Source organism: Mesorhizobium sp. LSHC420B00 (assembly GCF_000503055.1).
Taxonomy (GTDB): domain Bacteria; phylum Pseudomonadota; class Alphaproteobacteria; order Rhizobiales; family Rhizobiaceae; genus Mesorhizobium.
The window spans coordinates 1-22,560 of record NZ_AYVY01000009.1; the positions used below are offsets into that span (position 1 = coordinate 1).

General features: G+C 62.6%; 22 protein-coding genes and 2 pseudogenes. 11 read left to right on the forward strand and 13 right to left on the reverse strand.

Annotation, left to right across the window (positions count from 1 at the left end; translation table 11 throughout):
- Window positions 1-706: 706 nt before the first annotated feature.
- Window positions 707-1,603, reverse strand: a complete 897-nt coding sequence (locus X760_RS54090) for a LysR family transcriptional regulator (RefSeq protein ID WP_023719100.1) — start codon at window positions 1,601-1,603, stop codon at window positions 707-709.
- 97 nt (window positions 1,604-1,700) lie between these two features.
- Window positions 1,701-2,675 carry a thioredoxin-disulfide reductase gene (trxB, locus tag X760_RS54095; RefSeq protein WP_023719101.1) on the reverse strand — a complete coding sequence of 325 codons (975 nt, stop codon included), beginning with the start codon at window positions 2,673-2,675 and terminating at the stop codon, window positions 1,701-1,703.
- A gap of 268 nt (window positions 2,676-2,943) precedes the next feature.
- Between trxB and X760_RS54100 the strand changes: the two are divergent.
- Window positions 2,944-3,494 (forward strand): annotated as a pseudogene (locus tag X760_RS54100) (Lrp/AsnC family transcriptional regulator).
- Between the two features lie 239 nt (window positions 3,495-3,733).
- Here X760_RS54100 and X760_RS78855 read toward each other — a convergent pair.
- The 4 genes from X760_RS78855 to X760_RS74710 form a co-directional block, all read right to left on the reverse strand.
- Complete coding sequence (locus tag X760_RS78855; protein WP_280940417.1) at window positions 3,734-4,225, reverse strand: DUF4145 domain-containing protein; 492 nt, start codon at window positions 4,223-4,225, stop codon at window positions 3,734-3,736.
- Between the two features lie 282 nt (window positions 4,226-4,507).
- Complete coding sequence (locus tag X760_RS73710) at window positions 4,508-5,077, reverse strand: DUF4145 domain-containing protein (protein ID WP_051409668.1); 570 nt, start codon at window positions 5,075-5,077, stop codon at window positions 4,508-4,510.
- Between the two features lie 136 nt (window positions 5,078-5,213).
- Window positions 5,214-5,654 carry a hypothetical protein gene (locus X760_RS54105; protein ID WP_023719104.1) on the reverse strand — a complete coding sequence of 147 codons (441 nt, stop codon included), beginning with the start codon at window positions 5,652-5,654 and terminating at the stop codon, window positions 5,214-5,216.
- A 113-nt stretch (window positions 5,655-5,767) separates the two neighbouring features.
- A complete protein-coding gene (locus X760_RS74710) occupies window positions 5,768-6,247 on the reverse strand; it encodes a DUF2321 domain-containing protein (protein WP_198030484.1) in 480 nt (159 codons plus the stop codon).
- A 192-nt stretch (window positions 6,248-6,439) separates the two neighbouring features.
- Between X760_RS74710 and X760_RS76345 the strand changes: the two genes are divergently transcribed.
- Window positions 6,440-6,862, forward strand: a complete 423-nt coding sequence (locus tag X760_RS76345) for a hypothetical protein (protein ID WP_156948076.1) — start codon at window positions 6,440-6,442, stop codon at window positions 6,860-6,862.
- Between the two features lie 210 nt (window positions 6,863-7,072).
- On the opposite strand, the pseudogene X760_RS0137950 reads toward X760_RS76345, so the two are convergent.
- The 3 genes and pseudogenes from X760_RS0137950 to X760_RS54120 all read right to left on the reverse strand — a co-directional run.
- Window positions 7,073-7,624: pseudogene (locus tag X760_RS0137950) on the reverse strand (SIS domain-containing protein); the annotation flags it as partial.
- Window positions 7,625-7,631: 7 nt separating this feature from the next.
- Complete coding sequence (gene rfaE1 / locus X760_RS0137955) at window positions 7,632-9,110, reverse strand: D-glycero-beta-D-manno-heptose-7-phosphate kinase (RefSeq protein WP_031194062.1); 1,479 nt, start codon at window positions 9,108-9,110, stop codon at window positions 7,632-7,634.
- A gap of 139 nt (window positions 9,111-9,249) precedes the next feature.
- The gene (locus tag X760_RS54120; protein WP_023719109.1) at window positions 9,250-9,882 is read right to left on the reverse strand and encodes a LysE family translocator; all 633 of its coding nucleotides are present in this window, start codon (window positions 9,880-9,882) and stop codon (window positions 9,250-9,252) included.
- 174 nt (window positions 9,883-10,056) lie between these two features.
- On the opposite strand from X760_RS54120, the gene rfaD reads away from it, so the two are divergent.
- Genes rfaD through waaC form a run of 3 tightly spaced genes read left to right on the forward strand, consistent with a single transcriptional unit; the run spans window position 10,057 to window position 12,973 of the window.
- Window positions 10,057-11,007 carry an ADP-glyceromanno-heptose 6-epimerase gene (rfaD, locus tag X760_RS54125; RefSeq protein ID WP_023719110.1) on the forward strand — a complete coding sequence of 317 codons (951 nt, stop codon included), beginning with the start codon at window positions 10,057-10,059 and terminating at the stop codon, window positions 11,005-11,007.
- Window positions 10,980-11,987 (forward strand): lipopolysaccharide heptosyltransferase II, encoded by a 1,008-nt coding sequence (gene waaF / locus X760_RS54130; protein WP_023719111.1) that lies wholly within the window; start codon window positions 10,980-10,982, stop codon window positions 11,985-11,987. The genes rfaD and waaF overlap by 28 nt, the downstream gene beginning before the upstream one ends.
- Window positions 11,984-12,973, forward strand: coding sequence for a lipopolysaccharide heptosyltransferase I (gene waaC, locus X760_RS54135; RefSeq protein WP_023719112.1), 990 nt, complete (start codon window positions 11,984-11,986; stop codon window positions 12,971-12,973). The genes waaF and waaC overlap by 4 nt, the downstream gene beginning before the upstream one ends.
- 245 nt (window positions 12,974-13,218) lie before the next feature.
- Here waaC and greA read toward each other — a convergent pair whose 3' ends face one another.
- Together greA and X760_RS54145 are read right to left on the reverse strand one after the other, a co-directional pair.
- Window positions 13,219-13,692 carry a transcription elongation factor GreA gene (gene greA, locus X760_RS54140; RefSeq protein WP_023719113.1) on the reverse strand — a complete coding sequence of 158 codons (474 nt, stop codon included), beginning with the start codon at window positions 13,690-13,692 and terminating at the stop codon, window positions 13,219-13,221.
- 328 nt (window positions 13,693-14,020) lie between these two features.
- The gene (locus X760_RS54145) at window positions 14,021-14,578 is read right to left on the reverse strand and encodes a tetratricopeptide repeat protein (protein ID WP_023719114.1); all 558 of its coding nucleotides are present in this window, start codon (window positions 14,576-14,578) and stop codon (window positions 14,021-14,023) included.
- A gap of 237 nt (window positions 14,579-14,815) precedes the next feature.
- Between X760_RS54145 and X760_RS54150 the strand changes: the two genes are divergently transcribed.
- The 3 genes from X760_RS54150 (at window position 14,816) to X760_RS54155 (ending at window position 17,260) form a co-directional block, all read left to right on the forward strand.
- Window positions 14,816-15,241: a DUF3775 domain-containing protein gene (locus tag X760_RS54150; RefSeq protein ID WP_023719115.1), complete on the forward strand. Its 426-nt coding sequence runs from the start codon at window positions 14,816-14,818 to the stop codon at window positions 15,239-15,241.
- Between the two features lie 76 nt (window positions 15,242-15,317).
- Window positions 15,318-16,289: an extensin family protein gene (locus X760_RS0137960; RefSeq protein ID WP_031194065.1), complete on the forward strand. Its 972-nt coding sequence runs from the start codon at window positions 15,318-15,320 to the stop codon at window positions 16,287-16,289.
- Window positions 16,290-16,405: 116 nt separating this feature from the next.
- Window positions 16,406-17,260, forward strand: a complete 855-nt coding sequence (locus tag X760_RS54155; RefSeq protein WP_023719117.1) for an extensin family protein — start codon at window positions 16,406-16,408, stop codon at window positions 17,258-17,260.
- 53 nt (window positions 17,261-17,313) lie between these two features.
- Here X760_RS54155 and X760_RS54160 read toward each other — a convergent pair whose 3' ends face one another.
- The gene (locus X760_RS54160; protein WP_245278589.1) at window positions 17,314-18,003 is read right to left on the reverse strand and encodes a gamma-glutamylcyclotransferase; all 690 of its coding nucleotides are present in this window, start codon (window positions 18,001-18,003) and stop codon (window positions 17,314-17,316) included.
- A 144-nt stretch (window positions 18,004-18,147) separates the two neighbouring features.
- Here X760_RS54160 and X760_RS54165 point away from each other — a divergent pair, with 144 nt between their 5' ends.
- A complete protein-coding gene (locus tag X760_RS54165) occupies window positions 18,148-18,855 on the forward strand; it encodes an LssY C-terminal domain-containing protein (RefSeq protein ID WP_023719119.1) in 708 nt (235 codons plus the stop codon).
- A 44-nt stretch (window positions 18,856-18,899) separates the two neighbouring features.
- On the opposite strand, the gene X760_RS54170 is transcribed toward X760_RS54165, so the two are convergent.
- Window positions 18,900-19,919 (reverse strand): NAD(P)-dependent alcohol dehydrogenase, encoded by a 1,020-nt coding sequence (locus X760_RS54170; RefSeq protein WP_023719120.1) that lies wholly within the window; start codon window positions 19,917-19,919, stop codon window positions 18,900-18,902.
- Window positions 19,920-20,045: 126 nt separating this feature from the next.
- On the opposite strand from X760_RS54170, the gene X760_RS54175 reads away from it, so the two are divergent.
- Together X760_RS54175 and X760_RS54180 are read left to right on the forward strand one after the other, a co-directional pair.
- A complete protein-coding gene (locus X760_RS54175; RefSeq protein ID WP_023719121.1) occupies window positions 20,046-20,960 on the forward strand; it encodes a LysR family transcriptional regulator in 915 nt (304 codons plus the stop codon).
- Between the two features lie 190 nt (window positions 20,961-21,150).
- Entirely contained in the window at window positions 21,151-22,461 is a 1,311-nt protein-coding gene (locus X760_RS54180; RefSeq protein WP_023719122.1) for a hemolysin family protein, read from the forward strand.
- Window positions 22,462-22,560: the final 99 nt, after the last annotated feature.

Consider the following 22,560-nt stretch of genomic DNA (forward strand, 5'->3'; position numbering starts at 1 on the left):
ATGGCCGCTCGCCCTTCAGAGCAAGCGCCGTTCTCTCTCCAAAACTTTTTGCAGAACCTTCAGGACACTATCGGCGGAGGAAGGTTCGGACGCGGTAGCCGCCTGAGCCCGGGTCGTCCGAGTGATGCCCCCATCCCCCGGACGAGCCACACCGCGTCCTATGCTCTGCTTAATCGATTTGGCGCGCCCGCGGCATGTTACCCGAGGTTACATGTCACTGTTACGCGCCAGTTCCGGCCGATTTTCTGGCGATGTGTTGGTTTCGGGCAACAAAAAAGCCGGATCAATGAAGACCCGGCTGAGTTTGATTGGAAGTGCCTGTTAAGGCTAACCTCCAGAGGGGAACACTCGAGAGCGCTAATGGGAGGAGAACGCGCTCAGGAGATGATCTATATATGTGCTCTTCATGCCCAAGAAACAAGCATCTATTTTGCAACACACACATGCAAAAAGGCGCCGGCTGTGGTCCAATCCGGCCCGAAGCGCAATAGGACCAGTTGAATCGCTGAAATGCAGCCTGCGGCAAGGCAAAAATCGATCTGCAGCCGCGAATCGGCAGCGATTCTTGCTCGGAAAGTCGAAAAACGCAGGATGACGTGGAATCGTGCAGCACGCGTTTGTTTTTTCGGCAGCCAGACCTTGCTGGGTGCATGTCGCCCAAAAGCCCGCCATCGGCGTCGCAACCTAGGCTGACTATCGACGCACTCTAAAACGACCAGCTGCGCGCCTTGGCGATGATGAAATCGCGGAAGACATGCAGCTTCGCCTGGTTCTTCATCGCGTCGGGATAGGCGAAATAGGTGTCGAAGGACGGCACCTCGGTCTCGGGCAGCAACTGCACCAGCCCCGAATCCTTGCTGACCACGTAATCCGGCAGCATGGCGATGCCGGCGCCGCCTTGCACCGCCCGCTTGATCGACAGGATGTCGTTGATCTGCAGCGTCGGCACCCTTTGCCCGCCTTCGAAATCGCCGACCGTTTCCAGCCAGTTCAGTTCCGACAGATGCGCCGGCACCGGCACGCCGAAGGTGACGATGCGATGGGCCTTCAGCTCGGCGATCGAATTCGGCTTGCCGTATTTGTTCACATAGGAGGGCGCCGCGTAGAGATGGAAATGCACGGTGAACAGGCGGCGCTGGATGAGGTCGGGCTGCTGCGGCTGGCGCAGCCGGATGGCGCAATCGGCCTGGCGCATTGTGAGGTCGAGCTCCTCATTGGCGAGGATAAGCTGCAGGCTGACCTCAGGATAGAGCTCGATGAATTCCTGCACGCGCTCGGTCAGCCAGCCGGCGCCGAGGCCGACCGTGGTCGTCACCCTGAGCACGCCGGAGGGCCGGTCCTTAGTCTCGGTCAGCCGCGACTTGATGGTTTCGAGCTTCATCAGCACGTCGTGCGCCGTGCGGAACAGCATCTCGCCCTGTTCGGTCAGCACCAGGCCGCGGGCGTGGCGATTGAACAGCGGCACGCCGACGTCATGCTCGAGCGCGCTGACCTGCCGCGAGATCGCCGATTGCGACAAATGCAGTGTTTCCGCGGCATGGGTGAACGACCCCGCTTCTGCTGCGGCGTGAAACACGCGTAGCTTGTCCCAATCCAACGCCATGATTTCCCCTCGTCCTGTTTTCTGGCGTCCGCCTGTTTTGGCGTCTGAATGAAAAATCAGGCTTTTGCGCGGCTTTTCTCAGCCGCTTGTTCAACAATCACTCCGCCGCTTCGCGGTGAACCTCGATCCCCGCCAAATATTTTTCCGCCTCGAGCGCGGCCATGCAGCCAAGCCCGGCCGCCGTCACCGCCTGGCGGTAGATATCGTCGGTCACGTCGCCGGCGGCGAACACGCCCGGCATGTCGGTGCGGGTCGAATCCGGTGCCGTCCACAGATAACCGTTCGGCTTCTGCTTCAGCTTGCCGGCAAACAGCTCGACCGCCGGTGCGTGGCCGATCGCCACAAACACGCCGTCGACCACGAGATGCATCTCCTGCCCGGTCACCACATTGCGCAGCTTCAGCCCTTCGACCGAAGGCGGCATCGGCGCCTTGCCGGGCCGGCCAGTGATCTCGTCGACGACCGTATCCCAGATGACGCGGACATTGTCCTTCTGCAGCAGCCGCTCGCGCAGGATGCGCTCGGCGCGGAAATCGCTGCGCCTGTGGATGACGGTGACGCTCTTGGCCAGGTTGGAGAGATAGAGCGCTTCCTCCACCGCCGAATTGCCGCCGCCGATCACCGCGACATCCTTGCCGCGATAGAAGAAGCCGTCGCAGGTGGCGCAGGCCGAGACGCCAAAGCCCATGAAGGTGTGTTCGCTCGGGATGCCCAGCCACTTCGCCTGCGCGCCGGTGGCGATGATCAGCGCGTCGGCGGTATAGGTCGTACCGGAATCGCCCTTGGCGCGGAACGGCCGCACATTGAGGTCGACCTCGGTGATGATGTCGTTGACGATGTCGGTGCCGACATGCTCGGCCTGCTTGAGCATTTCGCTCATCAGCCATGGGCCCTGGATCGGGTCGGCGAAGCCCGGATAGTTTTCGACATCGGTGGTGATCATCAGTTGCCCGCCCTGCTGCAGGCCGGCGACCAGCATTGGCTTGAGCATGGCGCGGGCGGCATAGATCGCCGCCGTATAGCCGGCAGGGCCGGAGCCGATGATGAGAACAGGCGCGTGCTTGGTGATCATGAAAAGCCTCTGCGGGGGAGCAGCCATGGATTGTGGCATGAACTCTCGTCGATTGTTGCGCGTAATGTAAGTGTTGCCTGCGACGCCAGCAAGGCAAGTTGCCGTTCGTCCCCGGAAAGCTTCCGCACCGGCGACGGCGACAAGCAACCGGTAGCAAGATGATGCGAAAATCCTCGATCCACCGGATGGAATAGACAGCAAAGTCGTTTAACTACAAAGTCGCGAAAGATTCTTTCGCGTCACCACGGAAGCCCGCACGGAAGCCGCCATGCCGATCAAGGCCGATCTCGATGCCATCGACTGGAAGATCCTGCGCGAGCTTCAGCAGGACGGGCGCATGACCAATGTCGAACTGTCGGGCCGGGTCGGCATTTCGGCGCCGCCATGCCTGCGCCGCGTCAGGCGGCTGGAAGAAGCCGGCATCATCCGCGGCTACCGCGCCTTGCTCAACGCGCCGGCGCTCGGCCTCGACGTCGTCGCCTTCTGCCTGATCGGCCTGCATCACCAGGCCNCGCCTTGCTCAACGCGCCGGCGCTCGGCCTCGACGTCGTCGCCTTCTGCCTGATCGGCCTGCATCACCAGGCCGACGCCGAGCTCAAGACCTTCGCCGAGCGCACCCGCGGCTGGCCGATCGTGCGCGATGCCTGGATGGTGTCGGGCGAGTCCGACTTCCTGCTGCATTGCGTGGCGAGCGACCTCGGCACCTTCCAGACCTTTGTCATCGAGGAACTGGCCTCGGCAGCCAATGTCGATACGGTGCGAACCGCGCTGACCATCCGCCGGGTCAAGGATGAAGGGCTAGTGGCGTTTTCGGCTTGAGGAGGCCCCACAGACGGCGCCTTCGCCAAAATTCTGTCTTCGGACCATGACGATTTCTCTTGGGCTGCCAAGCGGAACGAAATGCGGCGGCAGCGGCAAGCATCACGCAGGAAACCGGCTCCTTGACAATTCGTGGGAATGATCTGCGCAACGTAGGCGATGGACGCCGAACAAAGCCGCAGTCGGTTAATGGTGGCTGGAACGTCCTCGTGAGCGCCTCGCCCGGATATCGGGTCCGACTAGGGCACGACTTTCGGTTTCTTTAGAGCGGTCAACCGCGCAACCAGGGATGTGTACTGGTAGACTGCTTTCAGCAATTCCTTGGCAAGTTCTATCGCCAATTCGGACTCTTCCTTGCCTATGGCGTCATAATCCTTAGCCTCAATATGTGCGGCATCATTACCAAGAATCCGCAACTCGTCAGCCGCGGTGAGTAGCTCGGAAGGCACTACGGCGACTGAGCTCAACGCAGCCAAGCGACCTTTGAGATCTTTTCCAGCCGCTTTTTTGTCGTCGCATAGCTCTTCCAAAGTGCGCCGGACCATCAGAGCGGCCGCTCGGTAGCAGCCCGCAGCGTGGCATTTTATTGACTCCTCCAAGGTGGAGAGGATGTCTGGCGGGAGGTTCGTCGCATCGAAGTCGATGACTTCTGGTGGGTATGAGACCACTTCGTTGTTGGACGTAGCGACAAACACAAGCGACGAACACGCTGGGTTCGGGCACCTTCGCATGCCGGCCGCTGCCGACTTGGCAACCCTACGCCCATTAGGATCCGCCCATGTTATTAGCCATGTGACATCTGGGCAGTTAGAGTATCCATGAAACGATCCGGTATGACGGCAATGAGGGCAGCGAAGAGAGACTACTTGCGGATGGTGGTGACCCAAGTTCTCCTTTGGATTTAAGTCCAAATGCGCACCTCCAGTATGAAGTTAATCCAAGGTAATCAGACGTGGGTATGGTGGCAAGCGGCGCCTGACCCGCGTCCGAGGAATATCGAAGCGAGGGGCCTACTAGCTGGCCTGAGGTTCAAACCATTTTGCCGCTTGCAGGCTGTTCATTACCCTATCAGCGATGGCCTTGTAGCGTCTGGCATCGTCGACGCTAAAATCATGTGACGTTTCATGCGCAGCTCTATTGCCTAGTACCCGGAGATCATCGAGCAAAGCAGACGTGCCAGCGTCTATGAGTTCGTTGTCGCGAAGAAGTCGGATCATGTTGCCGAACGGAAGTTTACGGGCTTGCCCCGAGCTTTCGGCCAGCCCGTAAACAGCCGACTCCAATTCGGCACGGACTTCAAGGATAGCTGCGCGTGGGGATATTTGGACGATTTTGTCAAACCGAGAAATCTCTTCCGGTGTTGGTGGAGGGATCTCGATATTCTTGTGCGGCAGGTGCTCTGCCGTTTTTTCGGCTTCGCTGAGACGAAACGATATCTCCGTATCCTTGTGTTTTAAATGAAGCCGAGGAAGCAAAGGGCGGAGCTCTCCGCGGAAGATCCAGACGGCTGCCACAATGGCGGCGGGCCATGCCAAGGAAGTCGCTGATGCGAATAGGGAAGCAAAGAAATCCAAGTAATTCATTCTACCCCTTATTTGCCAGCAGCAAACCCGATTGCAGGTAATCATACATGGCGCTCACCGGCAAGCAGCGCCGCAACGCTCCCTGCAAAATGCTCCTGAGAGCCTAGGGCCATCTGTCATCAATCACCGTCGGCGACTATGAATACTCATAACGCCCGAGATCAACGTGCTTCCCGCAGTTCATGCAGTTGTATCGTCTCCGCCCTGAGTATTTGTCGTCATACTGAAGGATGGATCGCTTCCTTTGTTGAAAACAATTCGGGCAGACGAGATGGCTCGGTTCATCGCCCGGTTTCCCCGCTATCAGTTCATAAGCGTAAGTCTGGTCGCCAAAGTCTTTCAAAAGGTAGCGATCTGCTGTTTTCTCCCATCTTTCAAACTCGGCGATCTTTTCTTGTAGCTCGCGCATGGCGTCGCGCGATGCAGAGGCAGAGTGCTGAGCATCTGCGATCTTCTGCTGGAGCTCTATGACGGCAGCATTCAGTTTTACCTGGTCGTCAACATTCTTCAGGCCCTTCGCGATTTCAAAGGCTGCTGTGAGGGCCGAATAGCCACTCGCAATCACAGACAGATCCATTCGATGTCCCTCCGTCTAAAATAGATGGAAAGTAGATCAGGTTAGATGACTGCCGGCAAGAAGACTGGCGAACGAGCAAACTGATGTTGCAGAGCGAAGGTCTGCCGGGTTTGCTATAGTCCCATGGCCTTCTTCGCGGCATCGGTTGCGATTGACACCACGATATCCCGAATGCCCTTTCCAAGGATTGGTCCCGCTTTTGCGATCAGCTTGTTCACGCGAGTAGCAGCGACGGTTGTCTGAGCTGTGTCTGAAGCGAGGGCGATGAAGCTGGACTTAGCCTTCTCGCGTTCATCGGTCTCGATACCCTCTACTTCGTCGACGAGTTCTTTTGCAGCTGCGACAGCACGTTCAGTCCAGGGAAACGGCTTCCCGCATGCATGGCAGAAGGCAGGAATGTGCATCCCGGAAGAGATGTTGCCAAAATCGCTACGAATTATTCGGTTGCCGCGAATTGATGCACGACAGGAGGGGCAGGTGACGATTGTCTCTTCCCCACACCGAGGGCAAAATTTGCTGCTCGCGGCCGCCTCGACATTCCCGGTAATCGCATGGCCGTTAACGCATACTTGGCCCACCTTGTAGATTTGCAAGCGCTCCTCCAGGTGAAAAACAATCAAACTAGAAACAGAGAAATCAAATATGTCTCGCCGGGGCAATAGCCCTGGTGCTGGCTGCAAGCGTGGTACACCGAATAAAGCGAGCGTAGGGCGTCAAAAAAGTCGCTGCGACCGGCGACACCTCTCTGGCGCGACAGCAAAGCGGACGCCACGAGGCGGGACGACATGGCCAAAGCGCCAGCCCCGTATCCCAAGCTCGCCTCCATGCAGCACACCGGCCGGGGTGGCGGACCGATCCAGACCGTCGAACTCACGAAGCTGAGCGGTGATGACTTCGCACGTCTCGAATCCATCTTCGGTCCGCTTGCCGGACCCGGCGACGATCATGCGCCTAATCAGGGCGGAGAAGGCGAAGCGGCAGCTGAACGGCGTCGCATTGAGCGAGACGCTGAGAAGATCAACGCCAAGCGCCGCACGCTTGCTGGCTTCGTCAGGAGGCGTTGGCGGCTCTGGACCCCGGAACGCCATACGTCGCAGCCGGCATATCCACGCTATCTACGTGCACCTTGCCAAGTGCCTGACATCAAACAACCCGCCTCAACGGCGGTCTCGGCGCGAATCAGCACCATAGCTGAATTAGTAGCATAGCTGCCGGCACAAAGCAAGAACAAAATGTGGCGGCATCGACGAAGCTGCCGATCTCCCCCCTTGCGGGGGAGATTGCAGCTTCGCCGACGGCATCAACTCCGAATGCACAATCACCCTGCGTCGCAGAGGCGCGTTTCGACCATTTCGCACAAATGGTGATAAAGGCACAAATGCCCCTGCTGGATGATCGGCGTCGAGGTCGNGGCGCGTTTCGACCATTTCGCACAAATGGTGATAAAGGCACAAATGCCCCTGCTGGATGATCGGCGTCGAGGTCGAGGGGACGTTGAGCAGGATGTCGGAGAGCGGTTTCAGCTTGCCGCCGGTGTCGCCGGTCAGGCTGATCACCGTCATGCCCATCATGCGCGCTTGTTGGGCGGCGGCGAGGATGCTCGGCGAATTGCCGCTGGTCGAGATGGCGAGCAGCACGGCGCCCGCCGAACCATGCGCCTCGACCTGGCGCGCAAACACCGTGTCGAAGCCGTAATCATTGCCCCAGGCGGTCAGCACCGCCGCGTTGGCCGGCAGCGCGATGACGTTGTAGGCCTTGCGCTCCCTGAGGAAGCGGCCGACCAGCTCGCCGGCGATGTGGATGGCGTCGCTGGCCGAGCCGCCATTGCCGGCTATCAGCAGCGCCTTGCCCTGCGAAAGCGCGGCGAGGACGGCGCTGACCGCCCGCTCCATCTCGCTGGTCAGGTCGCGCTCGACCATCGCCGAAATGGCGGCCGCCGAGCGGGCCAGGTAATCGTTCAGTTCGGACATGAAATCCTCAGTTTCCGGCGCGTAATCTGCCAATGGTGCCGGTGGTGCTCTTGCCGGCGACGAGGTCGACCAGCACGACGCGCCCGCCGGCCTTCTGCACGACATCGGCGCCAACCACCTGATCGACCGTATAGTCGGCGCCCTTGACCAGTATGTCGGGGCTCAGCGCCTCGATCAGCGAAAGCGGCGTATCCTCCTCGAAGATGACGACGGCGTCGACGGAGGCAAGTGCTGCCAGCACGCAGGCCCGGTCATGCTGGTCGTTGACCGGGCGCCCCGGCCCTTTCAGCCGGCGCACCGAGGCATCGCTGTTGAGGCCGAGCACCAGCCGGTCGCACAGGCTGCGCGCCGCGTGCAACAGACTGACATGGCCGGCATGCAGGATATCGAAACAGCCATTGGTGAAGCCCACGCTCAAGCCCTCGTCCTTCCAGCCCGCCACCAGCCGCGCGGCGGCGGCGGCATCGAGGATGGCATCCTTGTGGGCAACCGGACCATGCGAGCGAAACAGCGCGCCGGTGAGTTCCTCGATCGTCAGCCGCGCCGTGCCGCGCTTGCCGACGACAACGCCGCCGGCGGCGTTGGCGATCGATCCGGCCATGACGCGATCCGCCCCTGCAGCAAGCGCCAGTGCAAACGTCGCGATCACCGTGTCGCCGGCGCCTGAAACGTCGAACACTTCGCGCGCCTGCGTGGCGATATGCCGGGCGTCGTCCGCACCGATGACGCTCATGCCCTTTTCGCTGCGCGTCGCGACGACGAAATCGAAACCGTGCGCCGCAATCAGCTGGCGCGCCGCCGCCTCGATCTCGTCGTCGGCGAACACCGCGCGGCCGACCGCCTCGCCGAGCTCCTTACGGTTGGGCGTGATTGCCGTCGCGCCGGCATAACGCGCATAGTCGCTGCCCTTCGGATCGACCAGCACCGGCTTGCCCGCTTCCCGACAGATCGAGATCAGCTCGCCGGCGACGCCGTCGAGCAGCACGCCCTTGCCATAGTCGGACAGGATGACGATGTCGGCGCGCGCCAGCGCGTCGCGGAAATGCCCGACCATCATCGCCCGCTCGGCATCGCCCAGCGGCTTGATTTCCTCTTCGTCGAAACGCAGCACCTGCTGGTTGAGCGCGCTGAAGCGGCTTTTCGACGACGTCATGCGATCGGCATCCTGCGCCAGCCCGCCGGTGTCGACGCCAAACTCGTCGAGCATGCGCATGAGGTTCTTGCCGGCCTCGTCAGCACCGATCACTGAGACCGGTATGGCGGCGGCGCCGAGCGAAACGATATTGGCGACGACATTGCCGGCGCCACCCATCGCCAGCGTTTCGCCGCGCCCGTGCAGCACGGGGATCGGCGCTTCCGGCGAAATGCGCTCGATTACGCCATTGACGAAACGGTCGAGGATGAAATCGCCGACCACCAGCACGGTGGCGCTGCCGAAGCGCGAGATGGCGCGGTGAAGAGGTTCGGGTGAAGGCAGCTTGATCATGTCAACGCGCGGGAGAGCCGATTTCAGTGACAGGGAAATTCGATTGGCAGGGCCGGCCGTTCATGGCGATGCCGATATACCGCAATTCCAGCCAACGCAACGGCAGGCCTTCGACCGATCGCGGCAGCGCGACGGTGCGTCAGCTTTTCTGCAACGCGACATGCACGCCCAGCCCGACGAGCACCGCACCGCCGGCGCGCCGCATCAGTCGTTGCGCCCGGCTCGAGCGCCGCAGCCTGGCGGTCACCGCGCCGGCCAGCATCACGCAAACAATGTCGGCCGACGAGAACATCAAATTGACGATCGTTCCAAGCACGACGAACTGCAGCCAGACCGGAAACCCTGCCGAGGCATCGATGAATTGCGGCAGGAACGCCATGAAGAAAATCGCCGTCTTGGGATTGAGCACCTCGACGGCAACGCTCTCGAAAAAGGCGCGGCGGGCGGATTTCGGCTGAATTCCCGGCAAAACCGCATCGCCTTGGGCCTTGGCGCGAAACAGCGAAACACCGAGCCAGATCAGATACAGTGCACCGACCAGCTTGACCGCCATGTAAAGCACCGGCACGGCATGGAAAAGCACCGACAGGCCGACAGCGGCGGCGAAGACATGGACATAGCCGCCGAGATGGATGCCGAGCGCCGCCATCAGGCCGGACCAGCGGCCGCGCGCCATGGTTTGCGCGGCGGCATAGAGCATCGCCGGACCGGGGATATAGGCGAAGATCGCCGTGGTGGCGAAAAAGGCGACAAGCAGTTCGGTTGACGGCATTACCTTGCTCCTGTCGCCGGTCGGCCGGCAGGCCGACCGAAACGAGACCTTTGCGGCGCCACTATGACGCTCATCCTGCCGCCCGCCACCTGCTTTGTCGACAGCCCGGCCCGGCTCCCCTATAAGGCCAGAATCCCACAAGGCTACAACCGACACAAGGTACCAGAGGCTTTCATGATCATCGTCACGGGCGGCGCCGGCATGATCGGTTCCAACATCGTCGCCGCGCTCAACGCCGACGGTTTCAGCGACATCCTCGTCGTCGACGACCTCACCGACGGCCACAAGATCGCCAATCTCGCCGATCTCGAGATCGCCGATTATCTCGACAAGGACGATTTCCTGGCGCGGATGGAAGCCGGGGACCTCGGCCGCATCGAGGCCGTCTTCCACCAGGGTGCCTGCTCGACGACCACCGAATGGAACGGCAAGTTCATGATGGACGTCAACTACACCTATTCGAAGCACTTGCTGCACGCCTGCCTGGCCCTGCGCGTACCCTTCCTCTATGCCTCGTCCGCTTCGGTCTATGGCGGCAGCGCCGAGTTCCGCGAGGATCCGCAATACGAACGGCCGCTCAACGTCTATGCCTATTCGAAAAAGCTGTTCGACGACTATGTCCGCCGCACCGTGTTCGATACCGACCATTCGCCGGTGGCGGGCCTGCGTTATTTCAACGTCTACGGACCGCGCGAGGCGCATAAAGGCGCCATGGCCTCGGTCGCCTTCCATTTGTTCAACCAGGTCGAACGCGGCGAAAACCCCAAGCTGTTCGGCGCCTATGACGGTTTCGGGCCCGGCGAGCAGAGCCGCGATTTCATCCATGTCGGCGACGTCGCCGACGTCAATCTGTGGCTGTGGAAACGCGGCTCGAGCGGCATCTTCAACTGCGGCACCGGCAAGGCCCAGCCGTTCCGCGCCATTGCCGAAACGGTGATCGATACGCTCGGCCAAGGCCAGATCGAATTCATCGAATTTCCCGACCACCTCAAGGGCAGCTACCAGAGCTTTACGCAAGCTGATATGTCCCGCTTGCGCGCAGCCGGTTACAATGGCCAGTTCCGCACAGTGGAAACCGGCGTCAGAGACTATGTCGAATGGCTGAAAGCCCAACGATCCTCGTGATCGGCCCACGCTGGGTGGGCGACATGGTGATGGCGCAGTGCCTGTTCCAGGCGCTGAGGGAGCTTCATCCGAGCGCCGCCATCGACGTGCTGGCGCCGGCCTGGGCAGCCCCCCTGGTCAAGCGCATGCCCGAAATACGCCAGCAGATCGATCTGCCGCTGAAATCCGGCGCGTTCGAATTCCGCGTCCGCAGGCGCTTCGGCCGCCTGCTGCGCGGCCGCTACGACATGGCCTATATCCTGCCGGGCAGCTGGAAGTCGGCGCTGATCCCGTTCTTTGCCGGCATTCCGCGCCGCGTCGGCCATCTCAAGGAAATGCGCTATGGGCTGCTGACCGACATCGTGCCCTTGCCCGATCGCCTGAAACGGCGCACCGCGCAGGCCTATTTCGGCCTTGCCCAGGGCGGCGGCTTCCGGGCTCCCAAGCTTGCCGTCGATCAGGATAACCAGGCGGCACTGCTCGGCCGTTTCGGGCTGACGGCGAGGAAATTCGTGGCACTTATGCCCGGCGCCGAATTCGGCCCGGCCAAGCGCTGGCCGAGCGAACACTATGCCGGCCTCGCCCGCGAGATGATGGCGAAGGGGTTTGGCGTGGCGCTGTTCGGATCGAAGAACGACGCCGAGGTGACGGCTGAAATCGCCGCGCTTGCGCCGGGCGCCGTCGATCTCGCCGGCCAGACGCGGCTGGAGGATGCCATCGACCTGATCGCCGCGGCGAGGCTCGCCGTCTCCAACGACAGCGGGCTGATGCATGTCGCCGCCGCGGTCGGCACGCCGGTTGTCGCCGTCTACGGCTCGACCTCGCCGCAGAACACGCCGCCGCTCGCAGAGCGTCGCGAACTGGTCTGGCTCGGCCTGTCCTGTTCGCCGTGCCACAGGAAGACCTGCCCACTCGGTCATCTCAACTGCCTGAAGACGCTGGACGTCGAACGCGTCGTGGTGGCGGCGGAGCGGCTGCTGGAAATGCCGGCCGCCGCATGAAGGTGCTGATCGTCAAGACGTCGTCGATGGGCGACGTCATCCACACCTTTCCCGCGATCGAGGATGCGCGCCGCGCCCGGCCCGGCCTGTCGTTCGACTGGTGCGTGGAAGAGGCCTTTGCCGGCATCGTGGCGCTGCATCCCGCCATCCAAACCATCCACAGCGTGGCGATCCGGCGCTGGCGCAGGAAGCTGCTCGAGCCCGGCACATGGCGGGAAGTGGTCGGCTTGTGCCGCGCCTTGCGCGATTGCCGCTACGACCTCGTTCTCGATGCGCAAGGCTTGTTGAAATCGGCGCTGGTGGCGCGGTTGGCGGCAGGACCGATCGCCGGTTTCGACCGCTCGAGCGCCCGCGAGCCTTCGGCGAGCCTGTTTTATGGCCATCGCTACGCCGTGCCGCGCGACCTGCATGCCATCGAGCGCACGAGACGGCTGTTCGGGCTGGCGCTCGGCTACGAGCCGGATTTTTCCCGGCTTGACTCCGGCATCGTGCCGCCAGCCGGAAGATCGACTTTTGTCGGCGAAAAGACCGCCTTCCTGCTGCACGGCACCAGCCGCGAGGACAAGAAATGGCCGGTCGCGGACTGGATCGAAACCGCCCGCCTGCTGGTGGATAAGGGGATGACGCCGGTCACCACCTGGTCGAACGACCGGGAAAAGGCAGTTGCCGAGGCGATCGCCGGCGCCGTTTCGCAAACCGTGGTGGTTCCCAGGTCGCCGCTTGCCGAGATCGCCGCTGTCATCGGCGGCTCGGCGCTGGTGATCGGCGCCGACACCGGCCTGACCCATCTCGCCAGCGCGTTCGCCCTGCCGACGGTGGCGGTATTCCTCGCCACCGAGCCCGGCCTGACCGGCCCGTGCGGCCCATTCTCATCGACGCTGCTGGCCAGACCCGGCCTCGGCATCACGCCGGCGGCGGTGATGGCGGAAGCCGAGAGATTGCTGGCGCTTCGGGAGATTGGTCAGCTCAAGGTCGGCAGGGGCTGATCTTCGGGACGAACAATTCCGGAAAGTCGGCGCTGGCCCTCATCAGGCTGCCGCCATCTTCTCCCCGTATTGGGACGGGGAGAAGGACGCCTTCACCGGGGATTTCGCCAATCGGTGACGTTGCAGAAGCGGCGTCGAGGTTCCGGACAGCCCCTTCTCCCCATCACTATACGGGCAGAAGTGCCCGGCAGGGCGATGAGGGGCGGCGCTGCCCGTCGGGATTAAGGCGCCTACCGCTTTGTCCCTCAGATAAATTGCACCTGGACGATCTCGTAGCCCCTGGCGCCGCCGGGCGCGTTGACCTCGATGGCGTCGCCGACTTCCTTGCCGATCAGGGCGCGCGCGATCGGCGAGGAGATCGAGATGCGGCCGGACTTCACGTCAGCCTCCTGGTCGCCGACGATCTGGTAGGTCTTTTTCTCCTCGGTATCCTCGTCGACAAGCACCACGGTGGCGCCGAACTTGACCTTGTCGCCGCTGAGCTTGGTGACGTCGATCACCTCGGCCCGCGCGATCAGATCCTCAAGCTCGTTGACCCGGCCCTCATTGAGGCTCTGCGCCTCTTTTGCCGCGTGATATTCGGCATTTTCGGAGAGGTCGCCATGCGAGCGCGCTTCGGAAATCGCCTCGATGATACGCGGCCGCTCCTGTTGCTGGCGCCAGCGCAGTTCTTCCTTCAATGACGCGAACCCCTCGCCTGTCATCGGGACCTTGTTCATATGCCTGACCTTTCCTGCCGCCGCCCCCGCAATCGGGAGCGACCTTGTCGATGGTACAAAAAGAAAACGGTCCGGCAGCCTCGGGCTAACGGAACCGTCTCACCACAATTTCGCAAGATATAGCAATCTTCGCGGGTTTTTCACGTCCAAAAAGTCGGTTTTTGAAAAATCATCCACCAATTGCGCGGGTGACCCGACGTCAAGCGGGTTTCCAAGATCGCATCGTGTGTACCGTGATGCCAAATCCCGGTTGTGGCCAAACGTGCGCAGCACAGCAAAAAACCGGCTGCGATCGCTCACAGCCGGTTATGAGGAGCGTTCCGGAGGATCAGCTCCTCATGAAATGATCGATCTGCTCCGACAGCATGCCGTATTCGCGAGACCCCTTGCCCGTGCGCTTCTCGATTTCGCGGAGCTGTTCCTGGGCGCCGGCAAGATCGCCGATCTGCAGGTGCGCCTCGCCGAGATATTCGCGCACCAGCGTGTAATTCGGGTCGATGCGCAGCGCTTCCTCGTAATAGCCGAGGCCGACGGTGATGCGGCCGGAATGGCGGTGCGAATAGCCGAGATAGTTGAGGATGCGCGGGTCCTGCTTGTTGGCGGCGAGGCTGAGCACGGCGATCGCCTCGTCATAGCGTCCATCCATCGCCAGCGCGCGACCGGCATCATAGATGCTGTCGTCGTCCAGCATGCCTTGCTTCGGCGAGACACATTTCTTCTGCTTCTTGTCCCAGGCCTCCCCCTTCTTGCACTGGCTCTGGCCGCCGCCGCCATTGCCGCCGCCGCCGCCACCACCTCCCCCGCCTTCACCAGCCGAAAACGCCGGAGCCGCAATCAGCGGCAGGGCGGCCATGGCCATGGCACAAATCAGCAATCGTCTGCGCATCGAACTCTCCTTAGAACCTGACAATGCAACACTAACGCCGGGCTGAAGCCGTTTCGTCCCCGGAAAATGCCATTCTATCTCAAAACCGCGATCTCTCCCAGCAAGGCCATCTTATCCCTGGAACAGAGGGCATCGGAAATCATGGTTCACGATCAACGCCGACGCGCAAGAGAACGTGACGAGCGCTGCAAATCCGCTATCATCGGGCCGACCGAGCACGAAGCAGGGAGACGGCCGGTGCAGCAACGCGTTGAACGAGACTGGGAGCTTTCGATCGGTCCCGACACCGTGCGCCTGTTCATCCTGAAGGCGAAGGCGCTCAGCGCCGCCGTCAACGAAGACTATGCCGACGGCGCCGAGCACGAGGTAGAGCTCGACGGCAACGCGCACGACAACCACCATCACGACGGCCTTGCCGAGGAAAGCTCCGAAAATCTCACCGAGGAGGAACTGCGCGAACTGATCGACGACCTCAATGTCGACGAAGCGGCCGAACTGATTGCGTTGGCCTGGGTCGGCCGCGGCGACTATGACGCGACGGAATGGACGGACGCGCTGACCGCCGCCCGCGAGCGCGCCAACAAGCGCACGGCAAAGTACCTGCTCGGCATGCCGCTGCTGGCGGACTGGCTCGAGGAGGGCCTGGAAGCGATCGGCGCGTGACGGCGCGGTTACCGATTGTGATCGCCGGCCCGCCTCGCCCAAGGCAACTTCCCTGCATTCTGGCCGTTGCGAAGTAATGGCGGCGTTTGGCTTTTTCAGATTGGGTAGATTGCTCCTGGCCGTTACGGCTACGTCGCTGACGGGACCCGCTCTGGCCAAGGCGCCCGAACTGCCGCAAACTGCACCGGTTCCGCAGTTCAACCAGGAAGCCACTCCGCCGTCGCCAGCCGACATCCCGGTCCCCGAACCGCGCCCGGCGGATGCCCCGGAGGCTGAGCCGCCCCAAAACGAGCAGCCGCAAAACGGGCAGCCCCAAAATGGCCAGCCCAAGACCCAGCAGCCGGAGCCGCCGGCGATTGCACCACAGCCTCCTGAAAAGCCGGCGCAGGCTGAGCCGCCGGCAAGCCCACCGGCCGCGCCACCAAACCCGGCCGAGGCAGACAAAAAGGCGGAGCAAGAAATCCTTCCAGATCCTCGCTCGGCCGCCATTGCCGGGAAGGAAATGCCGGCCGAAGAATTGGCCTGCCGCAGGCGGCTGAAGTCCATGGGCGTCGATTTCGAGGAGCGCAAGCCCGAGCATGATACGGCGGTCGGTTGCTCGATCCCTTACCCGGTCGTGCTGAAAACGCTCGGCAAATCCATCGCCATCGGTCCCGAAACCGAGCTCAATTGCCAGATGGCGGAAGCGGCCGCCCGCTTTGCTGCTTCGGTCATCCAGCCTGCCGCAAAGGCCGAGTTCGGCACGGATATCAAATCGATCGGCCAGGCCTCCGCCTTCGTCTGCCGGCCGCGCCACGCCGGCGGCAAACTGTCGGAGCACGCCTTCGGCAACGCCCTCGACATCGCCAGCTTCGCGCTTTCCGACGGGAAAGAGATCGATGTCGGTCCAACGCCGCCGCAGAAGGACGCGAAATTCCTGGATGCAGTGCGCAAGGCCGCCTGCGGGCCGTTCAAGACCGTGCTTGGCCCGGGCAGCGACGCCGATCATTCGCTACATCTCCACTTCGACCTCGAACCGCGCCGCAATGGCGGCACGTTTTGCCAATGACGCCGGGCGCCGACAGTGGCGCCGCAATTTGGCCGCAGGCGTGAACGGCGCCGCTGATTTTTCCTTTACTCTTCAGGTTTAGAGTCTGTGCCATCCAGGGACAGGGAACCCCTCCGATGGCCGGGCTATTTCGCGCTGCGCTTGCCGCTGCGCGGCACACAGGACGCGCGCGCATGGCCGGCAGGCTTGCCGCCGTGCTTGCCATTGCAGCGGTCTCGGCCTGCAATACCGACAGCGTGCTGTCGCTGCAGCCGGCCGTCGATGTCGGCAGCCAGACCGCTGCCGTTCCGCCCAATTCCGGCCCACAAGATTCCGGTCCCCAAGATTCCGGCCCGGAATATTCCGGCATGCAGCGCCTCGTCCCGTCCGACCCATATATGACGGCCGCCTATCCGCGCATGGACAACCCGATGTCGCCGGCCGAACAGATGCCGGCTACAGAGATCGATTGCCGCAAGGAACTGAAACGCCTCGGCGTCGTCTACACCGACGTTGCGGGGATCCATGAAGGCCAGTGCGGCATCGACTATCCGGTCAAGGTCTCGGCCATCGGCAGTGTCGAGATGAAGCCGGCCGCGACGCTGACCTGCGACATGGCCGCCACCTTTGCCGGCTGGACCAGGAACGAACTCGTCCCGTCGGCCCGCTGGCGCTATTTTTCAGGCGTCAAGACCATCCACCAGGGCTCGAGCTATTCCTGCCGCAGGATTGCCGGCGAAGGTGTTTTGTCGGAACACGGCAAGGGCAATGCGCTCGACGTGATGAGCATCGAGCTCAACAATGGTGACGACATCGACGTCCGCAAGCCCGGCCTGTTCGCCTTCCGCACACGCGGCTTCCTCAACAATGTGCGCGCCGACGGCTGCCAGTACTTCACCACCGTGCTCGGCCCCGGCTACAATTACGATCACCGCAACCATTTCCATTTCGACATCAAGAACCGCAAGAACGGCTACCGCGCCTGCCGCTGACCGTTCCGGTTTTCAGATGAAATTGGAACAAGCATTTCGCGAGAGCGTCCGGATCAGCTGCGTTGCGTGCCGCCGGTGGAAGCCTTGATGTGCTGCGCGACCAGACCCTGGACGTGCCACAAGTTTTTGTCGCGGATTCCGCTTTCCTCGAGCATGCTGACGGTGCGGAACAGATACTGGGCGGACGAACCCCAATGTCCGGCTGCGCGCGCCAATGTCTGTGCCACCTGATCGAGCGGCAGCCGCCCGGCATAAGCCTTGCCGTCGGGTGCCGCGACGAAGGCCAGGGCGCGTAGCGGACCGTCGCTGGCCTCGACCCAGATCCAGCGCGGCACGTTGGTAGGCGGGTTGGCGTCGATCTCCCGTCGCATCAGCCGACCGAGTTGCCCGAAATGATCTGCTGCCGGAAGTCTATAGACAACGCCTTTGCAGCTGCCGCCCCGGTCCAAAGCCAGCATCAAGGCCGGAACATCACGGGTTCCGCGCCAGCGGGTCAGCTTCAGGCAGAACGAGCGGTGCCATCCCGGCGCCGTAGCCGGGCGCCGCTCGACATAGTCGAATTCGGGATTCCAGATCAGCGAGCCGTAGGCAAAGACCCAGAGCACTTCGGGCCGGTATTCCAGCAGCAGCTGCTCGACAAGACCATCGAACTCCGCGTCGGTGTGTTCTGTCGTCCCGGGCTCGGGGCCGGGGTCGGGCTCGACACGTTCGACCAGCGCGACAAGGTCGGCGGTCAACGCCATGGCAGTGCCGCGCGCCGGTTTGCCCTTCATCACGCCCTCATTCGTGCTAGCCGGTTCTACGCCATTTCATGCTAAAATATGACGATAGACCGGCTGAGCGCCGCTTGCCAAGGATTTCCGGCCTGCCAGTTTGAGCGCCAATGCATGAGCCAACGAAGCCTTCGACGACGTGCAACGACCTGGCTGGTGGCATGCTGTGCCGCTTATCTTTCGCTCGCCTATTTCGCCGCGCCTGAGTTCTGGACGTTGCGGGACCGCAATTTTCGCAATCAGCAATTCGAGATGGTGACGCACACGCCGCAAGGCATTCCGGGCGATCCGATCAATGTCGGCCTGGTCGGCACCAAGAAGGAGCTTGTCCATGCTTTTGCCGTCGCCGGCTGGGATACGGCAGACGCGATCACGCTAAAGACCGCGATCGAGATCGGCGAAAGCGTACTGTTTAACCGCCCCTATCCCGACGCGCCGGTCAGCCGGCTGTTGTTCGAAGGCCGCGCCCAGGACCTCGCCTTCGAAAAACCGGTCGGCGCCAGCGCCGACCAGCGCCACCACGTCCGCTTCTGGCAGACCGATGCGACCGGCGACGACGGCCGGCCGCTTTGGCTGGGCTCGGCAAGCTTCGATCGCGGCGTTGGCCTCAGCCACGATACCGGCGCGATCACCCATCACATCGGCCCCGACATCGACGCCGAGCGCGACGAGTTGATGCGCGACCTCGCCGCTGCCGGCATACTGATCTCGACCAGCCAGATACCAGGCGTCGGCGCCACAAAGGCCGGGCGCAACGGCGAAGGCGATCCCTATTTCACCGACGGCAAGGCCATTGTCGGCGTGCTGCTGCAACTGCCGTAGGCGCCATCAGCCTTCCCGTCTGACAGCCATTTTCGTCGACGAGGTCAGGGCACGGTGATCACGATCTTGCCGAACGGTCCCGTCTCCAATCGCTCAAATGCCTGCGGCACCTCGTCGAAGCCAAACAGCTTGTCGATCACCGGCTTGATCGCAAGCGTCTCGATCGCCTGGTTCATCCGCTCGAAAGCGCGGCGATGGCCGATCGATATGCCCTGTACGACGATCCGGTTGCGCAGGAACGGAATGATTGGGAAGCTGAGCTCCATGCTGCCGAGAAGGCCGATGAGCGAGAGCCTGCCGTCGGCGCCCAGCGCATTGAGCGAGCGCCGCGCATTGTCGCCGCCGACCATTTCCAGCACATGCCTGACGCCGGCCCCGTTTGTCAGTTCGCGCGCCGCCTCGTCCCATGCCGGCTGGCTGCGATAATTGATCCCCTTCCAGGCGCCGAGCGCCTTCGCCCATTCGAGCTTCTCGTCGCTGCTCGAGGTGACGATGGCGCGCAGGCCGAAGGCGGTCGCGAACTGCAGCGCAAACAGCGACACGCCGCCGGTGCCCTGGATGAGAACGGTTTCGCCCGGGATCGGCTTGGCCGCCTCGACCAGCGCGAACCACGCCGTCAGCGCCGCGATCGGCAGCGTCGATGCCTCGACGTCGCTGAGCGACGGCGGCGCCGCCACGGCGGCATCCTCATGAAACAGCACATGCTCGGACAACGTGCCGGGCAGCGACGAACCCAACGTGTACTTGTGCAGTACGGGCGGGGCGTCGCCGTCCGGCCAGTCGGCGATCACCTGGCCGAGCACGCGCTGCCCGATGCCGAAGCGGCTGACTTTGCCGCCGGTAGCGACCACTTCGCCTACCGCATCCGATGTCGGCACGAACGGAAAGCTGAGGTCGGGTATCAGCACGCCATCGACGATCATCCTGTCCTTGTAATTCAGCGATACCGCTGTGACGCGCACCAGCAGGTCATGCGGCCCGGGTTCGGGCAGCTTTCCCTCAGCCGGCTTCAGCCTGGACAGGCCGAAACCGTTCATCTGCCAGGATTTGTTTTCGGTGCTCATTTGGTTCGCGCTCCGCGGTTGATGGCTGCGCGGACATTTACGCCGTTTCACTATGGAGAAAAGCGCTTCGATGTGGCATGTTTCGCAACAGATTAATGAGCGAAACTCTACAATAGGAGCGCTTCATTGGAAACGGCCAATCTGCAGGGCATCGTCGCATTCGTTCATACGGTGGAGGCTGGCAGCTTCACCGGCGCCGCTGTCCGGCTGCATGTCACGAAATCGGCGGTCGGCAAGTCGATCGCACAGCTGGAACAGCGATTGGGCGTTCGCCTGCTCAACCGTACCACCCGTAGCCTCAGCCCAACCAGCGAGGGCGTGAGCTACTATGAAGCCTGCGTCAGGGCGCTGGCCGAGATCGAAGCCGCCCAGTCACTGCTCGCTTCCCGCAAGCAGGTGCCTTCCGGGCGGCTGCGCGTCGACCTGCCTCTGGCTTTCGGCCGGCGATGCGTCGCCCCGGTGCTGTTCGACATTTCCAAAAAATTCCTGGATCTGACGATGGAAATCTCGTTCAACGACCGGCGCGTCGACCTGATCGAAGAAGGCATCGACCTGGCGGTGCGCATGGGCGATCTCGACGACAGCCTTTCGATCGCCGCGCGCCGCATCTATGCCCAGCGTTCGGGCATCATCGCCGCCCCCGCCTATCTCGATGCCCATGGCAGGCCGCAATCGATCGAGGATCTCGCCAGGCACAGCCTCATCGGCTACGGCCGCGACGGCGCTGTCCATCCCTGGACCGTCAGGCATGCCGACGGGCGTCTCGAAAAATTCGCGCCCAAGGCGCGGCTGGTGCTCGGCCACGGCGAACCGATGCTCGATGCGGTACTGGCCGGCTGCGGCATCGTCTTTCTGCCGACATGGCTGACGGCCGACAGCATCAGGCGCGGTGAGCTCGAAATGGTTCTGTCGGACTGTCTTGTCGAAAATACCGTGGTGCATGCCATCTGGCCGGTAACACGCAACCTCGCGCCAAAGGTGCGCGTCGTCGTCGACACCCTGATCGAGCATTTTTCCGCGCCGCCCTGGGATGCCGCTTGATTGCTCCGCCGGCTAGTTGAAAAGACAAAGGGCCATTGCTTAAGGTTTGCGCTGCCAGGGCGGCGCCGACTTCGACAATTGATAACCTCCAACACGAATTGGGCATTATCTTTTCTGTCTGAAGCGATTGCCCTGAAAAATCGCGACCGTCCTATTTTCGAAAACCGCGTGGCAATGCTATGGACCCGGCATGCTTTATGCTGAAATAGCCATCGTGGTCGTCCTCATCTGTGTGAACGGCCTTCTGTCGATGTCCGAGCTCGCCATCGTCTCGTCGCGGCCGGCGCGGCTCAAGGCGATGATCGACCGCAACGTCAAGGGCGCCGGCCGGGCTCTGGCGCTCGGCGCCAATCCGGGAAAATTCCTGTCCTCGGTGCAGATCGGCATCACTTTGGTCGGCGTCTTGTCCGGCGCCTTTTCCGGCGCCACGCTTGGCGAGCGGTTGGCCACCTTCCTGGCGTCGGCCGGTATCCGCGAAAGCCTCGCCGACCCGCTCGGCGTCGGCATCGTCGTTGCCCTGATCACCTATGGCTCGCTGATCATCGGCGAACTGGTGCCCAAGCAGATCGCCTTGCGCGACCCCGAACGGGTCGCCGTCAGGGTCGCTCCGGCAATGACCATCCTCGCCAGCTTCTCGGCGCCGCTGGTCTTCCTGCTCGACTTTTCCGGCCGTGCCCTCCTGTGGCTGCTTGGCCAGCGCGGCCAGAGCGAGGAGAAGGTCACCGACGAGGAGATCAAGATGCTGGTCGCCGAGGCCGAGCACCACGGCACCATCGAATCCGACGAACGCCGCATGATCGCGGGCGTCATGCGGCTCGGCGACCGTGCCGTGCGCGCGGTGATGACGCCGCGCACCGAGGTCGACTGGATCAATTTGCAAGCTGACGAGGCCGCCATCAGGAAGCTGCTGATGGATACCCAGCATTCGCGCCTGCCGGCCGGCGACGGCGGCGTCGATGCGATGATTGGTGTCGTCCAGACCCGCGACGTGCTGGCCGCGATGCTGGGCGGCCGCGCCCTGGACCCGCGCCGGCACGTGCGCACCGCCCCGATCGTGCATGACCAGGCCGACGCGCTGGATGTGCTTGCGACGCTGAAGGAATCCGACGTGCCGATGGCGCTGGTGCACGACGAATACGGCCATTTCGAAGGCATCGTCACCCCGGCCGACATACTGGAAGCGATCACCGGCGTCTTCCGCTCGGACCTCGATGCCGGCGACGAGGAAAACGCCGTCAAGCGCGAGGACGGCTCATGGCTGCTCGCCGGCTACATGCAGGCCGACGAGATGGCGGAGGTTCTCCGCATCGATCTGCCCGAGAACCGCGACTACGAAACCGTCGCCGGCTATGTGCTGTCGCATATGCACCATCTGCCGGCGACCGGCGAATGCGTCGACGCGCAAGGCTGGCGCTTCGAGGTCGTCGACCTCGACGGCCGCCGCATCGACAAGCTCATCGCCACCCGACTGCCCGGCGCCCACCGCGAGGTCGTGCGATAGGAGGCGGTGCGGTTGGGTCCTGACCCATTGCGGACGGCGAGCCGTGTTTCGCGGCGACTGCCGCCGACCGTAGGTCAGAGCCAGGCCTGGCAATTGCAG

Excerpts from the sequence above, each read along its gene's own strand:
- X760_RS0137960 (WP_031194065.1), top strand. The coding sequence starts at position 15,318 with ATGGCGGCGTTTGGCTTTTTCAGATTGGGTAGATTGCTCCTGGCCGTT.
- X760_RS54090 (WP_023719100.1), bottom strand. The coding sequence starts at position 1,603 with ATGGCGTTGGATTGGGACAAGCTACGCGTGTTTCACGCCGCAGCAGAA.
- X760_RS54120 (WP_023719109.1), bottom strand. The coding sequence starts at position 9,882 with ATGCCGTCAACCGAACTGCTTGTCGCCTTTTTCGCCACCACGGCGATC.
- X760_RS54170 (WP_023719120.1), bottom strand. The coding sequence starts at position 19,919 with ATGAGCACCGAAAACAAATCCTGGCAGATGAACGGTTTCGGCCTGTCC.
- X760_RS54180 (WP_023719122.1), top strand. The coding sequence starts at position 21,151 with ATGCTTTATGCTGAAATAGCCATCGTGGTCGTCCTCATCTGTGTGAAC.
- X760_RS54160 (WP_245278589.1), bottom strand. The coding sequence starts at position 18,003 with ATGGCGTTGACCGCCGACCTTGTCGCGCTGGTCGAACGTGTCGAGCCC.
- X760_RS76345 (WP_156948076.1), top strand. The coding sequence starts at position 6,440 with ATGGCCAAAGCGCCAGCCCCGTATCCCAAGCTCGCCTCCATGCAGCAC.
- X760_RS78855 (WP_280940417.1), bottom strand. The coding sequence starts at position 4,225 with ATGCGAAGGTGCCCGAACCCAGCGTGTTCGTCGCTTGTGTTTGTCGCT.
- trxB (WP_023719101.1), bottom strand. The coding sequence starts at position 2,675 with ATGATCACCAAGCACGCGCCTGTTCTCATCATCGGCTCCGGCCCTGCC.
- waaF (WP_023719111.1), top strand. The coding sequence starts at position 10,980 with ATGGCTGAAAGCCCAACGATCCTCGTGATCGGCCCACGCTGGGTGGGC.
- rfaD (WP_023719110.1), top strand. The coding sequence starts at position 10,057 with ATGATCATCGTCACGGGCGGCGCCGGCATGATCGGTTCCAACATCGTC.
- X760_RS54155 (WP_023719117.1), top strand. The coding sequence starts at position 16,406 with ATGGCCGGGCTATTTCGCGCTGCGCTTGCCGCTGCGCGGCACACAGGA.
- X760_RS54105 (WP_023719104.1), bottom strand. The coding sequence starts at position 5,654 with ATGGATCTGTCTGTGATTGCGAGTGGCTATTCGGCCCTCACAGCAGCC.
- X760_RS73710 (WP_051409668.1), bottom strand. The coding sequence starts at position 5,077 with ATGAATTACTTGGATTTCTTTGCTTCCCTATTCGCATCAGCGACTTCC.
- X760_RS54165 (WP_023719119.1), top strand. The coding sequence starts at position 18,148 with ATGAGCCAACGAAGCCTTCGACGACGTGCAACGACCTGGCTGGTGGCA.
- waaC (WP_023719112.1), top strand. The coding sequence starts at position 11,984 with ATGAAGGTGCTGATCGTCAAGACGTCGTCGATGGGCGACGTCATCCAC.
- rfaE1 (WP_031194062.1), bottom strand. The coding sequence starts at position 9,110 with ATGATCAAGCTGCCTTCACCCGAACCTCTTCACCGCGCCATCTCGCGC.
- X760_RS54145 (WP_023719114.1), bottom strand. The coding sequence starts at position 14,578 with ATGCGCAGACGATTGCTGATTTGTGCCATGGCCATGGCCGCCCTGCCG.
- greA (WP_023719113.1), bottom strand. The coding sequence starts at position 13,692 with ATGAACAAGGTCCCGATGACAGGCGAGGGGTTCGCGTCATTGAAGGAA.